General features: G+C 56.7%; 30 protein-coding genes. 28 read left to right on the top strand and 2 right to left on the bottom strand.

Annotated elements, in window-relative coordinates; translation table 11 throughout:
* Positions 1-10: 10 nt before the first annotated feature.
* The 28 genes from rplD (at position 11) to NH344_RS04335 (ending at position 15236) form a co-directional block, all read left to right on the top strand.
* Positions 11-616, top strand: a complete 606-nt coding sequence (gene rplD / locus NH344_RS04470; protein ID WP_054640900.1) for a 50S ribosomal protein L4 — start codon at positions 11-13, stop codon at positions 614-616.
* Positions 613-909 carry a 50S ribosomal protein L23 gene (rplW, locus tag NH344_RS04465; protein ID WP_009723902.1) on the top strand — a complete coding sequence of 99 codons (297 nt, stop codon included), beginning with the start codon at positions 613-615 and terminating at the stop codon, positions 907-909. Before rplD ends, rplW begins: the two co-directional genes overlap by 4 nt.
* A gap of 17 nt (positions 910-926) precedes the next feature.
* On the top strand, positions 927-1757 hold the full coding sequence (rplB, locus tag NH344_RS04460) for a 50S ribosomal protein L2 (protein WP_044628832.1): 831 nt from the start codon (positions 927-929) through the stop codon (positions 1755-1757).
* Between the two features lie 33 nt (positions 1758-1790).
* Positions 1791-2066 (top strand): 30S ribosomal protein S19, encoded by a 276-nt coding sequence (gene rpsS, locus NH344_RS04455; RefSeq protein ID WP_009098993.1) that lies wholly within the window; start codon positions 1791-1793, stop codon positions 2064-2066.
* 18 nt (positions 2067-2084) lie between these two features.
* Positions 2085-2417 carry a 50S ribosomal protein L22 gene (gene rplV, locus NH344_RS04450; RefSeq protein ID WP_044628831.1) on the top strand — a complete coding sequence of 111 codons (333 nt, stop codon included), beginning with the start codon at positions 2085-2087 and terminating at the stop codon, positions 2415-2417.
* Positions 2418-2428: 11 nt separating this feature from the next.
* Positions 2429-3133 (top strand): 30S ribosomal protein S3, encoded by a 705-nt coding sequence (rpsC, locus tag NH344_RS04445; RefSeq protein WP_044628830.1) that lies wholly within the window; start codon positions 2429-2431, stop codon positions 3131-3133.
* A 15-nt stretch (positions 3134-3148) separates the two neighbouring features.
* Complete coding sequence (rplP, locus tag NH344_RS04440) at positions 3149-3562, top strand: 50S ribosomal protein L16 (protein WP_007112000.1); 414 nt, start codon at positions 3149-3151, stop codon at positions 3560-3562.
* Positions 3562-3753: a 50S ribosomal protein L29 gene (gene rpmC / locus NH344_RS04435; protein ID WP_044628829.1), complete on the top strand. Its 192-nt coding sequence runs from the start codon at positions 3562-3564 to the stop codon at positions 3751-3753. The genes rplP and rpmC overlap by 1 nt, the downstream gene beginning before the upstream one ends.
* A 1-nt stretch (position 3754) precedes the next feature.
* The gene (gene rpsQ, locus NH344_RS04430) at positions 3755-4015 is read left to right on the top strand and encodes a 30S ribosomal protein S17 (protein WP_009723897.1); all 261 of its coding nucleotides are present in this window, start codon (positions 3755-3757) and stop codon (positions 4013-4015) included.
* A gap of 50 nt (positions 4016-4065) precedes the next feature.
* Positions 4066-4437 (top strand): 50S ribosomal protein L14, encoded by a 372-nt coding sequence (gene rplN, locus NH344_RS04425; RefSeq protein ID WP_009723896.1) that lies wholly within the window; start codon positions 4066-4068, stop codon positions 4435-4437.
* Positions 4438-4451: 14 nt separating this feature from the next.
* Positions 4452-4766, top strand: coding sequence for a 50S ribosomal protein L24 (gene rplX / locus NH344_RS04420; RefSeq protein ID WP_009723895.1), 315 nt, complete (start codon positions 4452-4454; stop codon positions 4764-4766).
* Positions 4767-4784: 18 nt separating this feature from the next.
* Entirely contained in the window at positions 4785-5324 is a 540-nt protein-coding gene (gene rplE / locus NH344_RS04415) for a 50S ribosomal protein L5 (RefSeq protein ID WP_044628828.1), read from the top strand.
* A 10-nt stretch (positions 5325-5334) separates the two neighbouring features.
* Entirely contained in the window at positions 5335-5640 is a 306-nt protein-coding gene (gene rpsN / locus NH344_RS04410) for a 30S ribosomal protein S14 (protein ID WP_044628827.1), read from the top strand.
* 32 nt (positions 5641-5672) lie between these two features.
* Positions 5673-6065 carry a 30S ribosomal protein S8 gene (gene rpsH, locus NH344_RS04405; RefSeq protein ID WP_009723892.1) on the top strand — a complete coding sequence of 131 codons (393 nt, stop codon included), beginning with the start codon at positions 5673-5675 and terminating at the stop codon, positions 6063-6065.
* A 9-nt stretch (positions 6066-6074) separates the two neighbouring features.
* Positions 6075-6605: a 50S ribosomal protein L6 gene (rplF, locus tag NH344_RS04400; protein WP_044628826.1), complete on the top strand. Its 531-nt coding sequence runs from the start codon at positions 6075-6077 to the stop codon at positions 6603-6605.
* Positions 6606-6614: 9 nt separating this feature from the next.
* Positions 6615-6965 carry a 50S ribosomal protein L18 gene (rplR, locus tag NH344_RS04395; protein WP_044628825.1) on the top strand — a complete coding sequence of 117 codons (351 nt, stop codon included), beginning with the start codon at positions 6615-6617 and terminating at the stop codon, positions 6963-6965.
* A gap of 11 nt (positions 6966-6976) precedes the next feature.
* Complete coding sequence (gene rpsE / locus NH344_RS04390) at positions 6977-7477, top strand: 30S ribosomal protein S5 (protein WP_044628824.1); 501 nt, start codon at positions 6977-6979, stop codon at positions 7475-7477.
* A 6-nt stretch (positions 7478-7483) separates the two neighbouring features.
* Positions 7484-7666, top strand: coding sequence for a 50S ribosomal protein L30 (rpmD, locus tag NH344_RS04385; protein WP_009723888.1), 183 nt, complete (start codon positions 7484-7486; stop codon positions 7664-7666).
* A 3-nt stretch (positions 7667-7669) separates the two neighbouring features.
* Complete coding sequence (rplO, locus tag NH344_RS04380) at positions 7670-8104, top strand: 50S ribosomal protein L15 (RefSeq protein ID WP_044628823.1); 435 nt, start codon at positions 7670-7672, stop codon at positions 8102-8104.
* Positions 8105-9436 carry a preprotein translocase subunit SecY gene (secY, locus tag NH344_RS04375; RefSeq protein ID WP_044628822.1) on the top strand — a complete coding sequence of 444 codons (1332 nt, stop codon included), beginning with the start codon at positions 8105-8107 and terminating at the stop codon, positions 9434-9436. It abuts the gene before it with no gap.
* Between the two features lie 28 nt (positions 9437-9464).
* Positions 9465-9578 carry a 50S ribosomal protein L36 gene (gene rpmJ / locus NH344_RS04370; RefSeq protein WP_009099023.1) on the top strand — a complete coding sequence of 38 codons (114 nt, stop codon included), beginning with the start codon at positions 9465-9467 and terminating at the stop codon, positions 9576-9578.
* Between the two features lie 121 nt (positions 9579-9699).
* Positions 9700-10056 (top strand): 30S ribosomal protein S13, encoded by a 357-nt coding sequence (rpsM, locus tag NH344_RS04365; protein ID WP_044628821.1) that lies wholly within the window; start codon positions 9700-9702, stop codon positions 10054-10056.
* 52 nt (positions 10057-10108) lie between these two features.
* Positions 10109-10495 (top strand): 30S ribosomal protein S11, encoded by a 387-nt coding sequence (gene rpsK, locus NH344_RS04360; protein WP_009099028.1) that lies wholly within the window; start codon positions 10109-10111, stop codon positions 10493-10495.
* 12 nt (positions 10496-10507) lie between these two features.
* Complete coding sequence (rpsD, locus tag NH344_RS04355; RefSeq protein ID WP_044628820.1) at positions 10508-11128, top strand: 30S ribosomal protein S4; 621 nt, start codon at positions 10508-10510, stop codon at positions 11126-11128.
* Between the two features lie 125 nt (positions 11129-11253).
* Positions 11254-12249, top strand: a complete 996-nt coding sequence (rpoA, locus tag NH344_RS04350) for a DNA-directed RNA polymerase subunit alpha (protein WP_016915790.1) — start codon at positions 11254-11256, stop codon at positions 12247-12249.
* A gap of 39 nt (positions 12250-12288) precedes the next feature.
* Positions 12289-12675: a 50S ribosomal protein L17 gene (gene rplQ / locus NH344_RS04345; protein WP_044628819.1), complete on the top strand. Its 387-nt coding sequence runs from the start codon at positions 12289-12291 to the stop codon at positions 12673-12675.
* A 197-nt stretch (positions 12676-12872) separates the two neighbouring features.
* Complete coding sequence (locus NH344_RS04340) at positions 12873-14252, top strand: D-alanyl-D-alanine carboxypeptidase (protein ID WP_044628818.1); 1380 nt, start codon at positions 12873-12875, stop codon at positions 14250-14252.
* Positions 14253-14360: 108 nt separating this feature from the next.
* Positions 14361-15236, top strand: coding sequence for a DMT family transporter (locus NH344_RS04335; protein WP_044628817.1), 876 nt, complete (start codon positions 14361-14363; stop codon positions 15234-15236).
* A 3-nt stretch (positions 15237-15239) separates the two neighbouring features.
* Here NH344_RS04335 and NH344_RS04330 read toward each other — a convergent pair whose 3' ends face one another.
* Entirely contained in the window at positions 15240-15980 is a 741-nt protein-coding gene (locus NH344_RS04330) for a class III extradiol ring-cleavage dioxygenase (protein ID WP_044628816.1), read from the bottom strand.
* Positions 15981-16036: 56 nt separating this feature from the next.
* Positions 16037-16444: a DoxX family protein gene (locus NH344_RS04325; RefSeq protein ID WP_044628815.1), complete on the bottom strand. Its 408-nt coding sequence runs from the start codon at positions 16442-16444 to the stop codon at positions 16037-16039.
* Positions 16445-16475: the final 31 nt, after the last annotated feature.

The raw sequence follows: 16475 nt of genomic DNA, 5'->3' as shown, positions 1-16475 counted from the left end.
ATAATTACCAATGAATCTGAATCTTGCTGCAGGCACGGGTACCGTTGAAGTAGCCGACGCCACTTTTGGCAAAGAATTCAACGAAGCGCTGGTGCACCAGGTCGTTACCGCCTACTTGGCTGGTGGCCGTCAGGGTACACGCGCTCAAAAGAACCGTTCCGACGTACGTGGTGGTGGTAAGAAGCCGTGGCGTCAGAAGGGTACCGGTCGTGCACGTGCCGGTACTATCCGCTCTCCGCTGTGGCGCAGCGGCGGTGTGACTTTCGCGGCGCGTCCACAGGACTACACCCAGAAAGTTAACCGCAAAATGTACCGCGCGGCGATGCGTTCCATCCTGTCTGAGCTGGTACGTCAAGAGCGTTTAGTCGCTATTGAAGAGTTCAGCGTAGAAGCGCCGAAGACCAAGCAGGTAGCTGCCAAGCTGAAAGAGCTCAACCTTGAGAAAGTGTTGATCGTCACTGAAGAAGTTGACGAAACGCTCTATCTGGCCGCACGCAACCTTCCCCACGTCGATGTGGTGGATGTCGCTGCAGCTGATCCGGTGAGCCTGGTTGCCTTTGATAAGGTCCTGGTCACCGTCTCCGCCCTGCGTAAATTCGAGGAGAAGCTGGCATGAACCAGGAACGCGTATTCAAGGTTCTGCTTGGACCGCACGTGACCGAAAAGGCCGCGATGGCAGCCGAGCGCAACCAGTACGTTTTCAAGGTGGCAAGCGATGCTACCAAGCCCGAGATCAAGAAAGCCGTTGAAGCACTGTTCGGCAAGAAGGTCGGCAGCGTTCAGGTGCTGAACGTTAAGGGTAAAACAAAGCGTACTGCTCACGGCGTTGGCCTGCGAAAGGGTTACCGCAAAGCGTATGTGACCCTGGCTGCGGGTGAAACGCTCGAAGACTTCTCTGGCGCCGAATAAGGGCAGGAGTACGGATAATGGCAATCGTCAAGACCAAACCCACATCCGCCGGTCGTCGCCACGTCGTCAAGATCGTTGGTGAGGAGCTGTACAAGGGCCGTGCTTATGCACCGCTTTTGGAAAAACAGTCCAAGTCCGGTGGCCGTAACAACTACGGTCGCATCACCACCCGCCACGTGGGCGGTGGTCACCGTCATCACTATCGGTTGATCGACTTCAAACGCACCAAAGATGGCATTCCTGCCACTGTTGAGCGTCTGGAGCACGACCCGAACCGCAGTGCGCACATTGCGCTGCTGAAGTATGCCGATGGCGAGCGTCGTTACATCATTGCACCGAAAGGTGTCAGCGCGGGTGACGTGCTGGAATCTGGTGTTAACGCGCCCATCAAGAAAGGCAATGCCTTGCCTCTGCGTAACATCCCGCTGGGTTCTACCGTTCACGGTATCGAACTGAAGCCGGGTAAAGGCGCGCAGATTGCTCGCAGTGCCGGTACTAGCGCTCAGCTGGTTGCTCGTGAAGGTAATTACGCCACCCTGCGTCTTCGCTCTGGCGAAATGCGCAAGGTTTTGGCTGAATGCCGCGCAACCTTGGGTGAAGTGAGCAACTCCGAGCACAGCCTGCGTCAACTTGGCAAGGCCGGTGCGAAGCGCTGGAGAGGTGTGCGTCCGACTGTTCGCGGTGTCGCGATGAACCCGGTGGATCACCCGCACGGTGGTGGTGAAGGCCGCACCAGTGGTGGTCGTCACCCGGTATCCCCATGGGGCGTGCCGACTAAGGGTCACAAGACGCGTAAGAACAAGCGCACCGACAAGCTGATCGTTCGTCGTCGTAATAAGACACGTTGATCTAAATTGCCAAGACATTAAGAGGTAACGGCTGTGCCACGTTCACTAAAGAAAGGTCCCTTCATTGACCTTCATCTTTTGAAGAAGGTAGAGGCTGCAGTGGAGAAGAACGACCGTAAACCGATCAAGACTTGGTCGCGTCGTTCGATGATCCTGCCAAACATGGTAGGCCTCACAATCGCTGTCCATAACGGTCGCCAACACGTCCCGGTGCATGTTTCCGAGGAAATGGTTGGTCACAAGCTGGGCGAATTCGCTGCTACTCGCACTTATCGCGGGCATGCGGCGGACAAGAAAGCCAAACGGTAAGCCAGAGAGGATTAAGAGATGGAAGTCACAGCTAAGCTGAGTGGCGCTGCTTTATCCGCACAGAAGGCCCGTTTGGTGGCTGACCAGGTGCGCGGTAAACCGGTCGCCGAAGCTCTTGACCTGCTGACCTTCTCCCCGAAGAAGGCTGCCAAACTGGTCAAGAAAGTGCTTCAGTCCGCCATCGCGAATGCGGAAGAAAACAACGGCATGGACATCGACGAGCTGCGTGTCTCGACCATCTGCGTCGATGAGGGCATGACGCTTAAGCGTATCAAGCCGCGCGCCAAAGGCCGTGCGGATCGTATCTTGAAGCGCACCTGCCACATCACCGTCAAGGTAGCCGAGAAGTAGGAGTCGACCAGATGGGTCAGAAAGTCAATCCAACAGGCATTCGACTGGGCATCGTCAAAGACCATGCTTCTGTCTGGTATGCCGAGCGCGGCGCCTATGCCGATAAGCTCAACAACGATCTCGAAGTGCGCAGCTTCCTGGAAGAGCGTCTGAAAAACGCCTCCGTTAGCCGCATTCACATCGAGCGTCCGGCTAACAATGCCCGCATCACCATTCACACTGCCCGTCCGGGTATCGTGATTGGTAAGAAAGGTGAAGATGTCGACCGTTTGCGTCGCGATCTCACCGAGATGATGGGTGTTCCGGTTCATGTGAACATCGAAGAAGTTCGCAAGCCGGAGCTGGATGCCAAGCTGGTTGCTGCTAACGTAGCGGGTCAGCTTGAGCGTCGCGTTATGTTCCGTCGTGCGATGAAGCGCGCGGTACAAAACGCAATGCGTCTTGGCGCTGGCGGCATCAAGATTCAGCTGTCAGGTCGTCTGGGTGGTGCCGAAATCGCACGTACCGAATGGTACCGCGAAGGTCGCGTTCCGCTGCATACCCTGCGTGCTGATATCGACTACGCCACCTTTGAGGCTCACACCACCTATGGCGTTATCGGCGTCAAAGTGTGGATCTTCAAGGGTGAAATCCTCGGCGGTATCGAGGAAGTACGTGCCAAGGCTAAGCAACAGCAGCCTGCCGGCAACGCGCCCAAGAAGAAAGGTTCCAGGTAAGGGGAGAGCGAGTCGATGTTACAGCCCAAGCGTATGAAATTCCGCAAGATGATGAAAGGCCGCAACCGTGGCCTGGCGCATCGCGGAAGCAAGATCAGCTTCGGGGAATACGGTCTCAAAGCAACCGGTCGTGGCCGCATCACTGCGCGCCAGATCGAAGCAGGCCGTCGTGCGATCACACGTCACGTTAAACGTGGCGGTAAGATCTGGATCCGCGTTTTCCCTGACAAGCCGATCTCCAAGAAGCCGCTCGAAGTTCGTATGGGTAAGGGTAAAGGTTCAGTTGAGTACTGGGTAGCCCAGATCCAGCCGGGTCGGGTCCTTTATGAAATTGAAGGTGTATCCGAAGAGCTGGCCCGTGAAGCATTTGAACTGGCCGCCCAGAAGATGCCCCTGTCCACCACCTTTGCGAAACGGACGGTGATGTGATGAAAGCCCAGGAAATTCGTGAAAAGTCCGTAGGAGAGCTCAAAGAGCAGCTCCTCGAGCTCCTCCGCGAGCAGTTTAACCTGCGCATGCAGAAGGCCACAGGCCAACTGAGCCAGACTCATCTGCTCAAGCAGGTCCGTCGGGATATCGCCCGCGTTAAGACTGTGCTCAACGAGAAGGCAGGTGATTGAGATGGCCGAAGAGAAAAAAACACGTACGCTGACCGGCAAGGTGGTCAGCGACAAGATGGATAAGTCCATCGTCGTTATGATCGAGCGTCGTGAGCGTCACCCGATCTACGGAAAATACGTTAAGCGCTCCACCAAGCTGCACGCCCATGATGAGGCGAACCAGGCAAAGGCAGGCGATACGGTTTCCATTCAGGAGTGCCGTCCGCTTTCCAAGAAGAAAGCCTGGACGCTGGTCGAGGTGGTCGAGCAGGCCAAAGGTTAATTCCTAGGTCTGCCCAACCAGTGCAGTCAGATTAGGTTTGGAGAAAACCGATGATTCAGACTCAGACAATGCTGGATGTCGCCGACAACAGCGGAGCGCGCCGGGTGCAATGCATCAAGGTGCTAGGCGGTTCACACCGTCGCTACGCCCGCGTTGGTGACGTCATTAAAGTAACGGTGAAAGAAGCTATTCCGCGCGGTAAGGTCAAAAAAGGCCAAGTGCTGAAAGCGGTAGTCGTTCGCACCCGTAGTGGCGTCCGTCGTAGTGACGGTTCGCTGATCCGTTTCGATGGAAATGCGGCAGTTTTGTTGAACAACACCAACGAACAGCCGATCGGCACGCGTATCTTCGGGCCGGTAACTCGTGAACTTCGTAACGAGAAGTTCATGAAGATCATTTCCCTAGCGCCTGAAGTGCTGTAAGGAGCGAGGCGGATATGCAAAAGATCAAACGTGACGATGAAGTCATCGTCATCGCCGGGAAGGATAAGGGCAAGCGCGGCACCGTTAAGCGGGTACTAGAAAACCGCTTCGTGGTGTCTGGTGTGAACATGATCAAACGTCACACCAAGCCCAATCCCATGGCGGGTAATCAGGGCGGTATCGTCGAGCGTGAGGCTCCGATTCACGCGTCCAACGTAGCCATCTTCAATTCGGAGACCGGTAAGGCGGATCGCGTCGGCTTCCAAGTTAAGGAAGACGGTACCAAGGTACGTATCTACAAGTCGACGCAGACGCAGATCGACGCCTAACGCGAGTCGGGTAGCAAAATGGCGAACTTGAAAGAACGTTATCAAAACGAGGTGGTGGCTCAACTCAAAGAGCAGTTCAGCTACGCCAACGTAATGCAGGTACCCCGGATCACGAAAGTGACTCTGAACATGGGTATCGGCGAAGCGGTCAGTGATAAAAAACTGATCGACAACGCCATCGGCGACCTGGAGAAGCTCTCTGGTCAGAAGCCGCTGGTGACTAAGGCACGCAAGTCTATCGCGGGCTTCAAGGTGCGCGAAGGTTGGCCGATCGGTATCAAAGTGACACTGCGCTCTGAGCGTATGTGGGACTTCCTGGACCGCCTGGTAAACATTGCGATTCCCCGCGTGCGTGACTTCCGTGGTCTTAACCCGAAGTCTTTTGACGGTCGCGGCAATTACTCTATGGGTGTGCGTGAGCAGATCATCTTCCCGGAGATCGAGTATGATAAGATCGATCGCGTTCGGGGGCTGGACGTCACTATCACTACTACCGCCAACACCGACGAGGAAGGCCGTGCGCTGCTAGCTGCACTGAACTTCCCGTTCAAGAAATAAGGGTTGGATCATGGCTAAGAAAAGTATGGTAGAGCGTGAGCTCAAGCGTACTCAGCTTGTCGAGAAGTATGCGGCTAAGCGCGCAGAGCTCAAGAAAATCATCTCGGACGTGAACGCTTCTGAAGAAGATCGTTTCGAGGCGACGCTGAAGCTGCAGCAACTGCCGCGCGACTCAAGCCCGGTGCGTCAGCGTAACCGCTGCCGCGTGACTGGCCGTCCGCACGGTTTTTACAACAAGTTCGGTCTCGGCCGTAACAAGCTGCGTGAAGCCGCCATGCGTGGCGACGTCCCTGGTCTGAAGAAGTCCAGCTGGTAACGCTACGTAGAATCATCAGGAGCGCACATTAAATGAGCATGCAAGACACTCTGGCGGATATGTTTACCCGTATCCGCAATGCGCAGATGGCCACCAAGGAGACGGCTACCATGCCGTCCTCCAAGCTGAAAGTCGAAGTGGCCCGCGTGCTAAAGGAAGAAGGCTACATTACCGACTTTACGGTGGCTGAAGGCGTTAAACCCGAGCTGACCGTTACTCTCAAGTACTTTGAGGGTAAGCCGGTTATCGAGCACATTCAGCGGGTTTCCAAGCCGTCTCTGCGCCAGTACAAAGGCAAAGACAACCTGCCTAAGGTCGCCGATGGTCTGGGTATCGCGATTGTCACCACCTCTAATGGTGTCATGACCGATCGTGCCGCGCGCCAAGCAGGCGTCGGTGGCGAAGTCATCTGCACCGTATTCTAGGAGGCTGGAATGTCCCGCATAGCGAAATATCCGGTTAAAGTGCCTGCTGGTGTCGACATCAAAATCGACGCTGGCCAGCTGACCGCCAAAGGCGGCCAGGGCACGCTGTCTATGACCATTCACCAAGACGTGGTGATCGCTCAAGAAGACGGCCAGCTGACCTTCGCCCCGAGTGAGTCTGCCAAGAGCTGGGCAATGGCCGGTACTACCCGCGCCTTGGTTCAGAACCTGGTCACGGGCGTATCTGAGGGTTTCACAAAAACTCTCGAAATTGTTGGCGTCGGTTATCGTGCCCAAGCTAAGGGCCAGACGCTCAATCTTTCACTGGGCTTCTCGCACCCGGTCGACTACGAACTGCCTAAGGGTGTTACAGCGGAAACGCCGAAAAACACCGTGATCGTGCTGAAAAGCGCGGACAAGCAGGTGCTCGGTCAGTGCGCCGCGGAAATCCGCGCCTTCCGTCCGCCTGAGCCGTATAAAGGCAAGGGTGTTCGGTACGCCGACGAGCAGGTGCGTCGCAAAGAAGCCAAGAAGAAGTAAGGCAGGGTTATGAACGCGAAGAAAGAATCTCGTCTCCGTCGTGCCCGCCGCGCTCGCGCCAAGATCCGCGAGCTGGGCGTGTATCGCCTGTGCGTCAACCGTACCCCGCGTCACATCTACGCGCAGATTATCTCGCCGGATGGTGGCAAAGTGCTAGCCAGTGCTTCTACGCTGGACAAAGCACTGCGCGAGGGTGCGACTGGCAACACAGACGCGGCCTCTAAGGTCGGTGCTCTGATTGCTGAGCGCGCTAAAGAAGCAGGCATCACCCAGGTGGCCTTCGACCGTGCTGGCTTTAAGTATCACGGTCGCGTCAAGGCTCTGGCCGACGCCGCTCGTGAAGGCGGCCTGGAATTCTAAAGGGTTTTACGATGGCGAAGAACGAACAGCAAAGCGGCGATCTGCAAGAGAAGTTAGTGCAGGTCAACCGCGTCGCCAAGGTGGTCAAGGGTGGTCGTATTTTCGGCTTCACCGCACTGACCGTCGTTGGTGATGGTAAAGGTCGTGTCGGTTTCGGTCGTGGCAAGGCGCGTGAAGTGCCGGTCGCAATCCAGAAAGCGATGGACCAGGCTCGTCGCAACATGGTCAAGGTCAACCTTGCAGGCAACACACTGCAGTACCCGGTCAAAGCCCGTCACGGCGCTTCCAAGGTGTACATGCAGCCAGCCTCCGAAGGTACCGGTATCATCGCCGGTGGCGCCATGCGCTCTGTACTAGAGCTAGCCGGTGTCCACGATGTACTGGCCAAGTGCTACGGTTCCACCAACCCGGTTAACGTGGTACGAGCGACTGTCAAAGGTCTCTCCTCCATGCAAGCACCGGAAGACGTGGCCGCTAAGCGCGGTCTGTCTGTCGAAGCGATCACGGGGTAAGGCACCATGGCAGCAACGATCAAGGTTACCCAGATCCGCAGCACCATCGGCGTTTTGCCCAAGCACAAGGCTACTATGAAAGGCCTGGGTCTGCGTCGCATCGGTCATACGGTTGAGCTGGAAGACACCCCTGCCGTACGCGGCATGATCCACAAGGTTAACTACCTTGTGCGCGTTGAGGGAGAGTAATCCATGAAACTCAATACCCTGAGCCCGGCACCGGGCTCCAAACACGCTGAAAAGCGCGTTGGTCGTGGTATCGGTTCCGGTCTTGGTAAGACCGGTGGCCGTGGCCACAAAGGTCAGAAATCACGCAGTGGCGGCAGCGTCAAGCCTGGTTTCGAAGGCGGTCAGATGCCGCTGCAGCGTCGTCTGCCGAAATTCGGCTTCACGTCTGCTAAGTCGCTGGTATCTGAAGAAGTACGCCTGGCCGAGCTTGCCAAGGTTGCAGGTGACGAAGTCACCATGGAAACCCTGAAGCAAGCCAACGTGCTGAAGGATGCTACGCAACACGCGAAGATCATCCTTTCTGGCGAACTGAATAAGGCGGTTACCGTTCGTGGTATCAAGGTCACCAAAGGTGCCCGTGAAGCGATCGTAGCCGCTGGCGGCAAGGTAGAGGACTAAATGGCCAAGTCAGGAAATATGCCGGCGATGGGCAGCGGTCTGGGTGAACTGTGGGCGCGTTTGCGCTTCGTGCTCCTCGCCATCGTGGTGTACCGTATTGGTGCCCACATTCCCGTTCCCGGTATCAATCCTGACCAGCTTGCTGCCTTGTTTAGGGAGCAACAGGGCACCATCCTAGGCATGTTCAACATGTTCTCGGGTGGCGCCCTGGAGCGCATGAGCGTCCTCGCCTTGGGCATTATGCCTTATATATCGGCGTCGATTATCATGCAGCTTATGACTGCGGTCTCCCCTCATCTTGAGCAGCTCAAGAAAGAGGGCGAGGCTGGCCGCCGCAAGATCAGCCAGTACACCCGCTACGGCACGGTGATACTGGCACTTGTCCAGGCTACCGGCATGTCCGTGGGTCTGGCTAGCCAAGGCATCGCTTACAGCGCTGACTTCAGCTTCTATTTCACTGCGATCATCACGTTTGTGTCGGGTGCGGTGTTTATGATGTGGCTAGGTGAGCAGATCACCGAGAAGGGCATTGGCAACGGTATTTCGCTGCTGATCTTCGCGGGGATCGTCGCTGGGCTGCCCAGTGCCGTGGGGCAAGCGTTCGAGCTTGCTCGCAATGAAGGGGCCTGGAATGTTCTTCCGCTGTTAGCGCTGTCAGTGCTAGGTATTGCCACCGTTGCGTTCGTGGTGTTCATCGAGCGCGGTCAACGCCGCCTCAAAGTGAACTATCCGCGACGTCAAGTCGGCAATAAGATGTATGCAGGCCAAAGCAGCTACTTGCCTTTGAAGGTGAACATGGCGGGTGTTATTCCAGCCATCTTTGCTTCTAGCATCCTCCTCTTTCCGGCTTCGATCGGTCAGTGGGTAGGGGCTGGCGAAGGGATGGAGTGGTTGCAGCGTGCATCACAAGCGTTAGGCCCTGGCCAACCGCTTTACATCTTGCTTTTCGCGGCGGCAGTGGTATTCTTCTGCTTCTTTTACACAGCGCTGGTCTTCAACCCCAAGGATGTGGCTGACAATTTGAAAAAGTCAGGCGCCTTCCTGCCGGGCATTCGCCCCGGCGAGCAGACCGCTCGCTATATCGACAAAGTGATGACGCGTCTCACTCTGTTCGGTGCCTTGTATATCACTGCGGTTTCCTTGATGCCCCAGTTCCTGATCGTAGCGTGGAACGTCCCGTTCTTCTTTGGCGGTACGTCGCTTCTGATCGTGGTAGTGGTCATCATGGACTTCATGGCCCAGGTGCAGTCGCATCTCATGTCGCATCAATATGACTCAGTGATGAAGAAGTCCAACCTGAAAGGCTACGGTAGCGGCGGCATCATGCGCTGAGGCGCGCCGTTGCGAATTGGAGAGAACGATGAAAGTTCGAGCTTCCGTAAAGAAGATGTGCCGTAACTGCAAGATTATTCGTCGCAATGGCGCTGTTCGCGTCATTTGCATCGAGCCGCGGCACAAACAGCGTCAGGGCTAAACCTGGGCTGTATTAAGCGGGTGCCGGCATACCCCTTGCCTTAGGGCTTATAAAGGGGTATGCTGTTGCGCCTTTTGTAGATGATTAAACGAGCAAGCCGCTCAAATTTCGGAGTAAGCTGATGGCCCGTATTGCAGGCGTCAATATCCCGGACAACAAGCATGCGGCGATCTCGCTGACCTATATCTTCGGGATTGGCCGTACTCGTGCTAAGCACATTTGTGCTGCTGCCGGTATCGCGCCGACTACCAAGATCGTAGACCTGTCCAGCGATGAGCTGGATACCCTGCGTTCTGAAGTTGGTAAGTTCACCGTAGAAGGCGACCTTCGTCGTGATGTCACGCTTAACATCAAGCGTCTCATGGACTTAGGCTGCTACCGTGGTCTGCGTCATCGTCGTAGTCTTCCGCTGCGTGGTCAGCGGACCAAGACTAACGCGCGTACCCGTAAGGGCCCGCGTAAGCCGATCCGCAAATAACACGCAGGCTCTTTCATAGAGAGCCAGCGTATAGACAGGAATAGACATCAACATGGCTAACCCGCGTAGTAACCGTAAAAAGGTTAAAAAGCAGGTAGTGGATGCCGTTGCGCATATCCATGCCTCTTTTAACAACACGATCGTGACGATCACAGACCGCCAGGGCAATGCTCTCTCTTGGGCAACTGCCGGTGGTTCGGGTTTTCGTGGTTCTCGTAAGAGCACCCCGTTCGCTGCGCAAGTAGCAAGCGAACGTGCAGCGACTGCTGCAGCCGAGTATGGTGTGAAAAACGTAGACGTGCTGGTCAAAGGCCCCGGTCCCGGCCGTGAATCCGCCGTGCGCGCACTGAATGCCGCCGGCTTCCGCGTGCAAAGCATCGTAGACGCGACGCCCATTCCCCACAATGGCTGCCGTCCGCCTAAGAAACGCCGCGTTTAAGGAGACAGATTCATGGCTCGTTATATTGGACCTAAGTGCAAATTGTCTCGCCGTGAAGGCACCGATCTCTTCCTGAAGAGTGGCGTGACTCCCTTCGAGAAGAAGTGTAAATCCGAGCAGATCCCGGGTGTACACGGCCAGCGTCGTCAGCGTCTTTCCGACTACGGCTTGCAGCTTCGTGAGAAGCAGAAAGTACGCCGTATGTATGGCGTACTCGAAAAGCAGTTCCGCAACTACTACAAAGAAGCCGCTCGCCTGAAAGGTGCGACCGGTGAAGTATTGTTGCAGCTGCTCGAATCCCGACTGGACAACGTCGTCTACCGCATGGGCTTCGGCTCGACTCGCTCTGAAGCGCGTCAGCTGGTCAGCCACAAGGCGATTTCCGTGAATGGCCGCACCGTTAACGTTGCTTCCTACCAAGTGAAGCCCGGTGACGTGGTCGCTATCCGTGAAAAGGCGAAGAACCAAGCCCGTATTCAAAACGCGTTGACCATTGCGGCCAACCGTGGCGACATCGCTTGGATCGACATCGACGCCAAGAAGATGGAAGGCACTTTCAAGGCTCTGCCTGAACGCGGTGACCTGACTGCCGACATCAACGAAAACCTGATCGTCGAGCTGTACTCCAAGTAAGCAGTTTGATGTACGTTTCTGCTTCTTGAGGCCTGGGCGGGATAGCAAAGCTAACCGCCCAGATGCTCTTGAGTATTGTGCTTTAGAGTACTCAGTATCCGTTTGGCAGCCTGAAAGGTGTTCATATGCAGCGTTCAGTGACAGAGTTTCTTCGTCCTCGCGACATCAAGGTCGAAGAAATCAGCGCACATCATGCCAAAATCGTCCTCGAACCATTCGAGCGCGGCTTTGGTCACACCCTGGGGAATGCACTTCGTCGCATTCTGCTTTCATCCATGCCCGGCGCCGCTGTGGTAGAGGCTGAAATTGCCGGTGTAGAGCACGAATACAGTGCGCTCGAAGGGGTGCAGGAAGATGTCATCGAAATCCTCCTGAACTTGAAAGATGTTGCGATCAAGATGCACAGCCGCGATGAGGCGGTGCTCTCGCTGAACAAGCAGGGCCCAGCCGTCGTCACCGCTGGCGACATTGCGCTTGATCATAGCGTCGAAATCGTCAACCCGGACCATGTCATTGCACACGTCAATGAAGGTGCCGAGCTGAAAATTCAGCTTAAGGTCGCGCTGGGTCGTGGTTACGAACCGGCTGACGCTCGTGGCTCTGATGAAGAGACCCGTGCGATTGGACGCCTGCAGCTGGATGCCACCTTCAGCCCTGTTCGCCGTGTTTCCTACTCGGTCGAAGCCGCTCGTGTCGAGCAGCGTACCGACCTCGATAAGCTGATTATCGACCTGGAAACCGACGGCACCCTGGATCCGGAAGAGGCTATCCGTCGCAGTGCGACCATTCTGCAAGAGCAGCTGGCCGCCTTCGTCGACCTGGAAGCTGATAAAGAGCAGGAAGTCGAAGAGGAAGAGGATCACGTCGATCCGATCCTATTGCGCCCCGTAGACGATCTCGAGTTGACCGTACGCAGCGCTAACTGCCTCAAAGCCGAGAATATCTACTACATCGGTGATCTGATTCAGCGCACGGAAGTGGAGCTGCTGAAGACCCCGAACCTCGGTAAGAAGTCCTTGAATGAAATCAAGGATGTATTGGCAGCGCGCGGCTTGTCCCTCGGCATGCGGCTGGAAAATTGGCCACCCGCTAGCCTGAAGGACGACAAGGCCTCCGCGTAAGCGTCGACTTGAGTCCCAGTTTGGTAAGGAATCACAACCATGCGTCATCGTAAGAGTGGTCGTCATCTGAATCGTACCAGCTCGCACCGTCAGGCCATGTTCAAGAACATGTCTGTCTCGCTGGTCGAACATGAAGTCATCAAGACAACCCTGCCCAAGGCCAAGGAACTGCGTCGCGTTATCGAGCCGCTGATCACCCTGGCAAAGCAGGATAGCGTTGCAAACCGCCGTTTGGCCTTTGCTCGTACGCGCTCCAAAGAAGCCGTCGGCAAACTGTTCAACGAGCTGGGTCCGCGCTACGCCGAGCGTCCGGGTGGTTACATCCGTATTCTCAAGTGCGGTTACCGCACCGGCGACAACGCGCCCATGGCGTACGTTGAGCTCGTAGACCGCCCGGTGGCTGAAGAAGAAGCCGTCGCTGAATAAGCGCTGCTCCTTCTGGTAGGCACAATGAAAACCGACCCTTTGGGGTCGGTTTTTTTATATCTGCGCTTTTTCCGCTGCTTTATCGAGATGAATGCTCTATGGGAAGATCAATTTAACGATAAGGCATGCTAGGCTAATGCAGCAGCCGTATGAATGGCCAAGTGTCGGGCAGTGTGATCAATCAGTAAGAGGTCGGTATGGCAACAACACGGGGAGTGAGCACAGCGGTTTGGGCGGCGCACTGGCTACTGGTCATGCTGATGATGACGCTGATGGGTAGCGCCAACGCCCAGGCGAATCCTCGTTATGCAGGCATCGTTGTGGATCTCGAAAACGGCGAAGTGCTATACGCTGAAAATGCTGACGAGCCACGCTATCCTGCGTCGCTCACGAAAATGATGACGCTCTACCTAACATTCGAAGCGCTGGAGGAGGGAAGGCTAAGCCTCGATCAGCCGTTGCCCGTTTCTGCTCAGGCGGCTGCCATGCCGGCGACCAAACTATGGCTGTCGGCCGGTAGCTCCATTCCTGTGGATACGGCGATTCGTGCGCTAGCCGTGCGTTCTGCCAACGATGTGGCGGTCGTGGTGGCAGAGGCACTAGGAGGCAGCGAGCAACGCTTTGCGAACCTGATGACGGCGAAGGCGCGTGAGTTGGGCATGAATGCCACTACCTTCCGCAACGCTTCGGGCTTACCGGATGATCTGCAAATCACCACCGCGCGAGATATGTTGACGCTCTCGGTGCGGGTGATGCAGGACTTTCCCCAGTATTACCACTATTTCGGTTTGCAGGAGTTCACCTACCGCGGTACTCGCCATACCAGCCACAACCGATTGGTGCGTGACTACCCAGGGGCCGATGGCTTAAAAACTGGTTTCATTCGCGCCTCAGGCTTTAACGTGGCCACCACTGCTGTCCATGATGGCCGCCGTATGGTAGCCGTAGTGATGGGTGGATTCAGTTCCTCTTCCCGTGATACCCATATGGCAGATCTGCTAGACCGCAGCTTTATGCGTGCGTCGCTAAGAGATCAACGCTCATGGCTTGCTGATACCAGTTTCTCAAGTGAGTTTATGGGGTTTGCAGGACCAGCCCAACCGCTTACTCAGCCTCGCTCACAACCGATGATGGCTAATATCTCCGCCACGTCGCTATCACCCACACGGCCCATGTCTAACAGTACGCCGGCACAAACCGTTGAGGCCCAGCTTCTCCAAGCGGAGGCCGCACGTGAGGAGGCACCAGAAGCTGCCTCGCAAGATCCACTGCAAGCCTTTATTGAGCGGGAGCGCGTGCTGGCGACGGCACCTCCCACTGCGCAAATGGCCTCTGCTGGCTGGGGCATTCAAGTAGGTGCCTTTAGCCAGGCGGCCCAAGCTGAACAATTGGCTCGCCAAGCCGCGCAGCAGCTGCCAACGAGCGTGGGAGGCCGCGTTGCCATCGATCCGCTTCAGGGGCCCACGACAGTATTTCGCGCCCGTGTCGTCTCGCTGAACGAATCCCAGGCGCGGCAAGCTTGCCAAACGCTTCAGGCGCAGGGCATGGATTGTATGGTGGTCAACGCAAGCCTTTAACCACCGCAGTGGTTCACCGCCCCGCTAATGTACGTTGGCGGGGCTTTTTATTGTATGTCGATGATATCCGAGTAGGACCATAACAATAGCAACACAAGGAGCATGTTTATGACGCCATCCTTAAAAGGCATACTTTGCATGTGCTTAGGCGTGCTGTTTTTAGCACTAGGGGACGCAGTATCAAAGTGGTTAGGGGCGGTGCACTCCCCGATACAAATTATTTTTTTCCGCACGCTGGTATCGTTACCGCTCATTGCTCTGTTGGCTTATTTTGGCGGCGGGCTACGTAAGCTGCGCACCAAGCGGCCAGGCGTTCACCTGCTGCGTGGGTTGATCTACACCGCCACCATGGTGTGCTTTGTGTGGGGGCTAACCCTGTTGCCGCTGGCAGAAGCCACCGCCATTGCGTTTGTCGCACCGCTATTTGTCACGCTGCTATCCGTGCCGCTTTTAGGTGAGCGTATTGATCCGCCAGTGCTTGTAGCATCACTGGTAGGCTTTGTGGGTGTGCTGATTGTAGTTCGCCCGGGCGGAGATGCGTTTCAACTAGGCGCCATGATTATGCTGGCCGCAGCGGTATTTTATGCCCTGATGATGGTCACGGCGCGGCGCTATGGCGCCAACGAGCACCTGTGGGCCATGGTGTTCTACATGACGGCCGTGCCGCTGGTACTGACGGGCCTCAGCCTGCCCTGGGTATGGCAAACGCCCCATCCCTGGCACTGGCTGGGCTTTGCCGCCTCCGGGGTGCTGGGGGTGGGGGCCACGGCGTTCATCACCCTGGCCTTTCGCCATGCGCCCGCCGCCATTGCGGCGCCCTTCGATTACACCGCCATGCTGTGGGCCGTGCTGCTGGGGTGGTGGTTCTGGGGAGAACTGCCGGACGTCTGGGTCTGGGTAGGCAGCGCGCTGATCATGTGCAGCGGTCTGGCCATTGCCTATCACGATCGTCGCACCACCCTGAAACGTCGCCCCACAGCGTAAGCGCTAGGCAAACTGATAGACATCCATTGCCAGCACGCCGTGCTCAACACTGTGGTGTAGCTGGGTGGCGGCGCTGCCGCCTGCTCCCATAGCCACCAGCAGCGGCTGGAAGTGCTCTGGCGTGGGATGATTGCGCTTGGCGTCTGGGGCGGTTTGCCAGTTGGCCAGCGCGTCACGATCGCCCTCGCGCAGCCGTGCATTAACCCACTCGGCAAAGCTGCCTACCCAGGCCGGTATCTGGCTACCCTGTGGCTGAAGCTCATAGAGGTTATGGGTCAAGCTCCCCGAGCCAACCACTAAAATATCCTCCTGGCGCAGCATTGCCAGCTGCTCGCCCAGGGCTATCAACTCGGTATTACTCCAACGGCTGGGAAGCGAAAGCGACACTACCGGCACGTCAGCGTCAGGGTACATCAGTGAGAGTGGCACCCAGGCACCGTGGTCCAGCCCGCGCTCCACGGGCGTGGCGCCGAGCTGCTTGGCCAGCCGTTGGGCCAGCTCAGGGTTACCAGGGGCAGGGTACTGAACCGCAAATAGCGCATCAGGAAAGCCGCCAAAATCGTGGATGGTGACAGGCTTTACGCTGCTGCTGACCTGCAAGTGTGGGGTTTCCCAGTGCGCGGAAACGACCACCACGGCCTTGGGGCGTAGGGTTTGGCCCAACTCCCGTAAAAAGTGATGGGCGGGGGTGGGGGTGAGCGCCAGCATGGGAGAGCCATGGGAAATGAAGAGACTCGGTAACATAGGATACACTCCAGTCAGTGGGCCTGCCAACGTGTGATTCTCGGCAGGCCATTGGATTATGCCAGTCGGCGGCTGATGACGAAGCTACCGCTGCCCAGGCCGGCTTGCACCAGGAGGGCCACGGCCCAGAACACTGGGAACTCCCAGCCGCCGCCGGGATTGGAGAAGACCCAGCCGTTACCGAGGTGTACCCAGGCTGCGCCGAGCAGCACCGGTACTAGCGCCAGACTCACCCAGCGGGTGTATAGGCCCAGCACCAGGGCCAAGCCTCCGCCGACTTCGGCGGCAATGGTCAAGTAAGCCATGAAACCGGGCAGGCCAAGCGATTCGAAGTAGCCCACCGTGCCAGGAAGCGTAAACACGAACACTTTCATCAGGCCGTGAGCCAGGGCCATCACACCTAGGCTAACGCGCAGTAGGGCGGTCGCATGAAGGATTGTCGTCGGGGTAGTTAACGTCGTCATAGCACTCTCTCGCGTTTTGAGCATCACCATG

The sequence above is a fragment of the Halomonas sp. Ps84H-12 genome, assembly GCF_024124725.1.
GTDB lineage: Bacteria > Pseudomonadota > Gammaproteobacteria > Pseudomonadales > Halomonadaceae > Vreelandella > Vreelandella aquamarina.
The sequence above is the reverse complement of the archived record's forward strand: the minus strand, read 5'-3'. Positions and strand labels throughout refer to the sequence as shown.